Annotated in this window: 5 protein-coding genes; all 5 read left to right on the top strand. The window is 70.4% G+C overall.

Translation table 11 applies throughout. The features are described 5' to 3' along the window. A partial coding sequence (locus ACE3T5_RS20235) for a calcium-binding protein (RefSeq protein ID WP_374669912.1) occupies positions 1 to 1,010 on the top strand: 1,010 nt, incomplete at its 5' end. Between the two features lie 27 nt (positions 1,011 to 1,037). Further along, a complete protein-coding gene (locus tag ACE3T5_RS20230; protein WP_374669911.1) occupies positions 1,038 to 3,128 on the top strand; it encodes a hypothetical protein in 2,091 nt (696 codons plus the stop codon). A 93-nt stretch (positions 3,129 to 3,221) separates the two neighbouring features. Then, the gene (locus ACE3T5_RS20225) at positions 3,222 to 4,982 is read left to right on the top strand and encodes a type I secretion system permease/ATPase (protein ID WP_374669910.1); all 1,761 of its coding nucleotides are present in this window, start codon (positions 3,222 to 3,224) and stop codon (positions 4,980 to 4,982) included. After that, positions 4,966 to 6,666 (top strand): type I secretion system permease/ATPase, encoded by a 1,701-nt coding sequence (locus ACE3T5_RS20220; RefSeq protein WP_374669909.1) that lies wholly within the window; start codon positions 4,966 to 4,968, stop codon positions 6,664 to 6,666. Before ACE3T5_RS20225 ends, ACE3T5_RS20220 begins: the two co-directional genes overlap by 17 nt. Continuing rightward, the coding region (locus ACE3T5_RS20215; RefSeq protein WP_374669908.1) for a biotin/lipoyl-binding protein at positions 6,663 to 7,376 on the top strand (714 nt) is incomplete at its 3' end. The genes ACE3T5_RS20220 and ACE3T5_RS20215, both read left to right, overlap by 4 nt.

Raw genomic sequence — 7,376 nt, 5'->3', positions numbered from 1 at the left:
ACGACAGCGTCACCGGCATCGAGGTCGTGATCGGCACCGCTCAGGCCGACCTGATGTACGGCAACGAGGACGCCAACCGCTTCGAGGGCGGCAACGGCGCCGACACGCTCGACGGCGCCGGTGGCGCGGACACGTTGCTCGGGCAGGACGGCGGCGATCTGCTCAACGGCCTGGCCGGCAACGACAGCATCCTGGGCGGCGCGGGCAACGACACCCTGGGCGGCTGGGCCGACGACGACACGCTGCTGGGCGAGGCCGGCGCCGACACGCTCTTCGGTGGCTCGGGCCACGACAGCCTGGACGGCGGAACCGAGGCCGACGTGCTGGAAGGCGATGACGGCAACGACACTATCTCAGGCGGCGCAGGCAACGACACCCTGCGCGGCTGGAACGACAACGACACGCTCGATGGCGGTGACGGCAACGACGTGGCCTACGGCGGCGCCGGCCTGGACAGTCTGCTGGGCGGCACCGGCGCCGACCAGCTCGAAGGCGACGACGGCAACGACACCCTGCAAGGCGGCGCGGACAACGACACCCTGCGCGGCTGGAACGACGACGACAGCCTTGACGGAGCCGACGGCGCTGATCTGCTGGTGGGCTGGAGCGGCAACGACAGCATGGCCGGCGGCACTGGGGCCGATCAACTGTTCGGTGACGACGGTGCGGACACGCTCAACGGCGGCACCGGCGGGGACGTGCTGCAAGGCGGCCTGGGCAATGACCTGTACGTGTTCGACGCCAGCTTCGGCTTCGACGGCGTGCGTGACTACGACTACATCGCCGGCAACAGTGACACCTTCCAGTTCACCGGCCACAACCTGGCGGATCTGAACTTCAGCCGGGTCGGTGATGCGCTGCGGGTGGAAGACATCGCGAACACGGCCAACACCATCTACGTGAACGACTGGTATGCCGCCGGCTCCAGCGGTGCCTTCGTCATCGAGAGCTGGGTCATGGCCAACGGGGACACCCGCACGGCGGGGCAGATCGAGGGGCTGGTAATCTGAGAACCATCGGGACATCGAGGAGCAACCATGTTTGCAGTCAGCGGAACATCCGGCAATGACACGATGTCAGGCACTGACGTGTCTGACTACCTGCTCGGTCTGGAAGGCGACGACAGCCTCGAAGGCAAGGCAGGCGACGACACACTCAATGGCGGACCCGGCAACGACACCCTGAATGGCGGGGCAGGTGCGGCCGACGTGGCCGCCTATGGCACCGAAACCAGCGCTGTCAGCGTGGATCTGGCAAGCGGCACCCTCGGTGGCGCCGCCGCGGGTGACGTGTACCTGGGTATCGAGGGGGTCCTTGGCACCAACTTTGGAGACTGGCTATCCGGGGACGCATCGGCCAATCGGTTCCTGGGTTACGACGGCAATGACACCTTGCTGGGCCTTGGCGGCCACGATCGACTGGAAGGGGGTGCTGGCAACGACACCCTTGAAGGCGGCGAAGGCGACGACCGTCTGGTCGGCAACGCCGGCAACGACGTGATGGCAGGCGGTACGGGCATCGACACGGCGGACTACAGCACGCCCGACAGCACCGTTGGCATCACGGCCGACCTCACGACCAGCCTGGTAACAGGGGGGAGCGGGACTGACACGCTGATCGGCATCGAGAACATCACCGGCTCGCGAAACGCGGATGTCATCACGGGCAACGCGGAGGCCAACGTGCTGGAGGGTGGCGGCGGCCATGACACCCTCACCGGTGGCGGCGGGGTCGACACATTCCTGTTCAACAGCATGGCAGCTCAGCTCTTCGGCGGCCTGGGAACGGATCGGATCACGGATCTGGCTGCAGGCGAGAGCCTGGCGATCTGGGGCTACGACCTCACTTCACTCCAGCAAGGGGACACGCCGACAGCCCTTCTTCGCGGGCAGGTCATGGTCTCGTCCTACGACAGCGGAGCCAACCTCACGCGCATTCATGTGGGTCTCGACACGGTGGCGGGCGCGGATCTCACCATCGAGCTGGCAGGCCGCTTCTCGGCGCCCAGTTTCAGCCTGGTGAATGCCGGCGGCTATGGCAAGCTGGTCTTCTCCGGCAATCTCTTCGTGAACGGGACGACCGCGGCCGAGTCGCTGCAGGGCGGCCCCGGGGATGACTCCCTGTACGGCGATGCTGGCAACGACACCCTCATCGGCGGCGCCGGCAACGACAGCCTCGACGGCGGCACCGGCACCGACACCGCCGACTACAGCGCCGAGACCACGCCCATCAGCGCCATCCTGTACGGCAATCAGGTCAGTGGCGTGAGCACGGGTGATGACAGCGTGACCGGCATCGAAGTGGTCATCGGCACGGTGCACGCCGACCTGATGTATGGCAACGAGGAGGCCAACCGGTTCGAAGGTGGCGCGGGCAACGACACCCTCGACGGCGCCGGCGGCGCGGACACGCTGCTTGGCCAGGACGGCAGCGATCTGCTCAACGGCCTGGCCGGCAACGACAGTATCCTGGGCGGCGCAGGCAATGACACCCTGGGCGGCTGGGCCGACGACGATACGTTGCATGGCGAGACCGGAGATGACGCCCTCTTCGGCGGCGCCGGTCTCGACAGCCTGGTCGGTGGCGCGGGCGCCGACCAGCTCGAAGGCGACGACGGCAACGACACCCTGCAAGGCGGCGCAGACAACGACACCCTGCGCGGCTGGAACGACGACGACAGCCTCGACGGCGGTGACGGCGCCGATCTGCTGGTGGGCTGGAGCGGCAACGACAGCATGGCGGGCGGCGTGGGCGACGATCAGCTCTTTGGCGATGACGGCGCCGACACCCTGGCCGGCGGCACCGGCGCTGACGTGTTGCAGGGCGGGCTGGGCAACGACCTGTACGTCTTCGACGGCAACTTCGGCTTCGACGGCGTGCGCGACTACGACTACATCGCTGGCAACGTGGACACCTTCCAGTTCACCAGCCACAACCTGGCGGATCTGAGCTTCAGCCGGGTGGGTGACGCGCTGCGGGTGGTGGACACCGCGAACGCGGCGAACACCATTTACGTGAACGACTGGTACGCCGCCGGCTCCAGCGGCGCTTTCCTCATCGAGACCTGGGTGATGGCCAACGGCGACACGCGGACGGCCGCGCAGATCGAGGGGCTGGTAACCTCCTGATCCGCAGAAGTCCCCCAGCATGGTGCAGCGTCCAACCTTCATCGACGACCGACAGGCCACCCTGCGCCACGCCCACGGGCACGCAGGGTGGCGATGAGCGCGCAGACCGACACCTCGCGCGCCTGGCCGGGCGCCGGCAGCCCGCTGTGGCAAGCGCTGGCGCCGGCCCGTGGGGCGCTCTTCGCGATCCTGGGGTTCACCCTGGCGGGCAACCTGCTCACACTGGCCGGCTCGGCCTTCATGTTCGAGGTGTACGACCGCGTCCTGAACAGCCGCAACACCCGCACCCTGGTGATGCTCGCGCTGGCGGTGGGCCTTGCCTACATCGTGCTGACCCTGCTGGACTGGGTGAGGGCCCGCGCGCTGCGCGCCGTCGGCACCGCGGCCGAAGCCGAACTGTCGGCGCGGGTGCTGACGGCCAGCGCTCGATGCGCGGAGCGCGGAGCCGACCGGATGGGGCAGCAACTGCTGACCGACCTGCGGGCCTGGCGGGAGTTCACGGCTTCACCCGCGGTGCTGGCTGCGCTCGACCTGCCGGGCGCCTTGCTGTTCCTGGTACTGATCGCCCTGGTGGATACGCGACTGGGCGCCCTCGCCCTGGCCGCGGTCGCTGTCCAGGCGCTGGTGCTTCTGCATGCCGAGCGGCGCACGCAGCCGCGGCTGGCCGCTGCCTTCGAGACCGCCGGGCAGGCGCGAGCCTACCTTGTCACCGGTGCCCGCGATGCCGAGGTGCTGCAGGCGCTGGGCATGCAGGCGCGGCTGCTCGCGCGGTGGCAGGCCTTGCACCACAAGTACCTGCTGCAGCACGCGATGGCATCGCGGCACGCCGGCTTCGAATCCGCACTCGGGCGCTTCAACGCGGGCGTGCTCACCACGCTCGTGCTGGCCATCGGCACCTGGCTCAGCCTGCAAGGCACGCTGTGGGGCGGCGCCGGCATGATGCTCGCGGCATCGATCCTGGCTGCGCGCGTGCTCAGCCCGATTGCCCTGCTCGCCGCGCAGTGGCGCGTGGTCGTGCAGGCTCGGCAGGCCGCGTGGCGGCTGCATGATCACCTGCAGGCCCTGGGCACCCCGCAGCCCCGCATGCCGCTGCCCGCGCCACGCGGGCACCTTCAGGTGGAAGGCCTCACGGTCACCGGCGGCCCGAGCGGGCCGGTGCTGCTGCGCCAGATCAGCTTCCAGGTGAAGCCGGGCGAGGTGCTGGCTGTGATCGGGCGTTCGGGCGCGGGAAAGTCCACGCTGGCGCGAGCACTCACCGGGCAGGGCCTGCGGGCCGCGGGGGTCGTCCGGCTGGATGGAGCCGACCTGTCGCACTGGGACCGCGCAGCGCTGGGCCCGTACATCGGCTACGTGTCGCAGGACCTGGATTTGCTGGCCGGCACCATCGCCGACAACGTCAGCCGCTTCGGCCCAGCCGATCCGGCCCTGCTGCAGGAGGCAGTCGACCTCGCAGGCATCACGGCCTGGATCGACCAGCTCCCACAGGGCCTGCATACCCTGCTCGGGCCGGGTGGTGCGGGGCTTTCCGGCGGGCAGCGCCAGGCCGTGGCACTCGCCCGGGCCTGGTACGGCCGTCCCTGCCTGCTGGTGCTGGACGAGCCGAACTCAAACCTCGACGAGGCGGGCGAGCGCGCCCTGCTTGCCGCGCTGCGCGCGGCCCGCGCCCGTGGCGCCGCCGTGGTGGTGGTGAGCCACCGGCCAGGCGTCCTGCCTGTGGTGGACAGCCTGCTGGCCCTGCGCGATGGCGCGATTGCCGCCTTCGGCCCACGCCAGCAAGTCATGGCGCAGCTTCAGGCCGGCAACAAGCCGCGGCCCGGTGAACGCGAGGGCACACCCCATGCGATCGCATCCTGAGGCCACCCCCCGCGCCGATGACGCCCGCGCACTCTGGCGCAGCCTGGCGCCGTTTCGCCCGTACCTGGCCTGGTCGGCCTTGGCGAGCGCGGCCACCAACCTGCTGGCTCTGGTGCCGACGTTGTTCATGCTGCAGGTCTTCGACCGCGTCATGGTCAGCCAGAGCGGCCTGACGCTGATCGCGCTGACGCTGCTGACACTCGGCCTGCTGGTGGTGGCCGCCGTGGCCGACTGGCTGCGCGGCCGCCTCGTCATGGCACTGGGCGTCAAGTGGGACATGGCGCTGGGTGCGCCCGCGTTGCTGGCCATGCTGGGGGCCACGCACGACGGGCGCCGCGCGGCCACTGCCTCGCAGGTCACGGCCGACCTCGACGCGCTGCGGCAGTTCGTCACCAATGGCGGCGTCCACCTGCTGTTCGATCTGCCGTGGGCGGTGCTGTACCTGGCCGTGCTGTTCGTGCTGCATCCGATCCTGGGGGCCGCCTCGGCTGCCGTCGTGATCATGCTGACAATCACTGTGTGGCTCGGCCAGCGGCGCCTGGCGCCAGTGCAGGCCGATGCCTCGCGGGCGCTGCAGGCGGCCGACGCCACCACCGCCGACTGGCTGCCCCGGCTGCCGGCCCTTGGCGCCATGGGCATGGAGGCGGCCTGGCAACGCACCTGGCAGGAGAGAACGACGCAAGCGCGCCTGTGCCAGCAGGACGCCGGCGAGCAGGCGCAGCGCTTCCAGGCCATCAGCCGCGTGGTGGGTCTGGCGCATCCCTCGCTGATCCTGGGCATCGGCGCCTGGCTCTCGATCACGGGGGCGCTGACCGTTGGCGCCATGGTCGCGGCGACCACGCTGGCCAACAACGCGACGCGGCCGCTTGGCGGGCTGTTCCAGTCCTGGCGGCAGTTCATCGACGCACGGCAGGCGTGGGCCCGCATCGCGACGCTGCTGCGTGAGGAGCGCGCTCCTGCCTCCGAGCCTGGCACGCGCGTGTCGAGACCCGGCACGCGCGCCATCGCCCTGGAACAGGTCACGGTGCGCATGCCGGCGGCAAACGGCGAGGTGACCGTGCTGGACGGCGTCTCGATCGACATCGCTCCGGGTGAGTGGGTGACCTTCACCGGGCCCTCGGGCGCCGGCAAGTCCACCCTGCTGCGCTGCGTGCTCGGCGCCTGCCCGTTGGACGCGGGCCGGCTCTCGGTGGGCGGCGCCGCGCTGGCCGACTGGGACCGTGAGGCGCTCGCGGCGCAGACAGGCTACTTGCCGCAGGACATCGCTCTCTTCGACGGCACCCTCGCCGAGAACGTGGCGCGTCTCGGCGCGCCCCGAACCGAGGATGTGGTGGCCGCCACCCGCGCCGCCGGCCTGCACCAGCTGGTGCTGCGCTACCCCCATGGCTACGACACGCCGCTCACCGCTGGCCGCGGCACGCTGCCGCGCGGTCATCAGCAGCGCGTGGCGCTGGCGCGTGCGCTCTACGGGTCGCCCTGGCTGCTGGTGCTGGACGAACCCGACTCGCACCTGGACGAAGTCGGCCAGGCCGCGCTGGTGGAAGCCCTGCAGGCCTGCCGTCGGCAGGGCTGTACCATCCTGATGGCCTCCCACCAGAAGAACCTGGTGGCGCTGGCCGACCGCGTGATCGGCATGACACGCGGGCAGATCACCTCCGATTCCAGGCAGTCCCCTTCCGCATGAGTCCCCAGCGAGCCGACGACAGCCCCGACGCAACCGCCGCGGCCACCGGCCAGGCCGTCGCGGCCGCGGTCGATCTTGCACAGCCGGTTCGCCTGGGCCTGGGCATCCTGGCGGCCGGCCTCGCCCTGTTCATCGCCTGGGCCGCCTTTGCCCCGCTGGACGAAGGCGTGGTCGCGCCCGCGCAGGTGGCCATCGACTCCGGCCGGCGCGTCATCCAGCACCAGTTCGGTGGCGTGGTGGCGAAGGTGCATGTGAAGGAAGGCCAGCGTGTGAAGGCCGGCGACGTGCTGATCGAGCTGGACGCAGGCACGCTGCAGGCCAATGTGGAGTCGGTGCTGCAGGCCTACCACGCGCAGCGCGCCGCTGAAGGCCGCCTGCTGGCGGAGCTGGCGGGCGAGCGCGAGATCCGCTTCCACCCGGATCTGCTGGAGGCGTCCGCGCGCGCCTCGTCTCAGCAGCACATGGAGACGCAGCGCCGCCTGTTCCAGTCCCGCGCACAGGCCCACGCGGCCGAGACGGCCGCCACGCGCAGCGCCATCGAGGCCGTGCGCACCCAGGCGGAGGGCCTGCGCGCCGCGTTGGTGCAGCGCCAAGCCCAGGAGAAGGCCCTGCAGGAGCAGACCGCCTACTTCGCCCGCCTGGCCGATGAAGGCTTCGCGCCGCGCACCCAGCTGCTGCAGCAGCAGCAGGCCTTGGCGGAGGTGCGCTCG

Origin of the sequence: Ramlibacter sp. (genome assembly GCF_041916345.1) — a bacterium.
In the GTDB taxonomy this organism is placed as follows: Bacteria; Pseudomonadota; Gammaproteobacteria; order Burkholderiales; family Burkholderiaceae_C; genus Ramlibacter.
Note: the sequence above shows the minus strand (reverse complement) of the source record. Positions and strands in the feature narration are given on the sequence as shown.